At 70.4% G+C, this 544-nt stretch carries 2 pseudogenes; both read right to left on the bottom strand.

What is annotated here, in order from left to right:
- Window positions 1-276: pseudogene (locus tag IE265_RS38080) on the bottom strand (hypothetical protein); the annotation flags it as partial.
- Window positions 273-544 (bottom strand): annotated as a pseudogene (locus IE265_RS38085) (ABC transporter); the annotation flags it as partial. The pseudogenes IE265_RS38080 and IE265_RS38085, both read right to left, overlap by 4 nt.

A 544-nucleotide genomic window follows, 5' to 3' on the forward strand; every position in this document is an offset into this window, starting at 1 on the left:
GGCCTGAGCAGTGGTGCACAGAACTTCGTACTCGGTGGTGCACTCAGACGAGTACGTGGACACGGGGACGAGGTAGGCGATGTAGGCGGAGCGGTCGGCGCCGGCGCCGCCGATGCCGGCGCTCATCACGTCGCCGAACAGGTAGACGAACAGCAGGAGCAGCATGACGGGGGTGAGGAGCAGGTTGAGGGTCAGGGAGGGGTAGCGGCGGGCGTGCAGGAGGTTGCGGCGCAGCATGGTGGTGGAGTCGCGCACGGCCGGGGCGAGGGGGCTCATCGGACGGTCTCCTTGGACGGGTTGCCGGGGGCGGGCACGCCGGCGGCGGTGTCGGTGGTGGTGGCGGTCGCACTGGTGTCGGCGCTGGTGGGGTCGGTGGTGGTGGTGTCGGTGGTGAGGGCGAAGAAGACGTCGTCGAGGTCGGGGGTGTGCAGGGTCAGTTCGTCGGCTTCGAGGTGGGCGGTGTCGAGGAGGTCCAGGAGGTTGCGCAGGGCGCGTTGGCTGCCGTCGCTGGGGACGTGCAGGGCCAGGGCGTTGTCGTCGCGGG

It is taken from the genome of Streptomyces fructofermentans, assembly GCF_014651055.1.
Lineage (GTDB): Bacteria > Actinomycetota > Actinomycetes > Streptomycetales > Streptomycetaceae > Streptomyces > Streptomyces fructofermentans.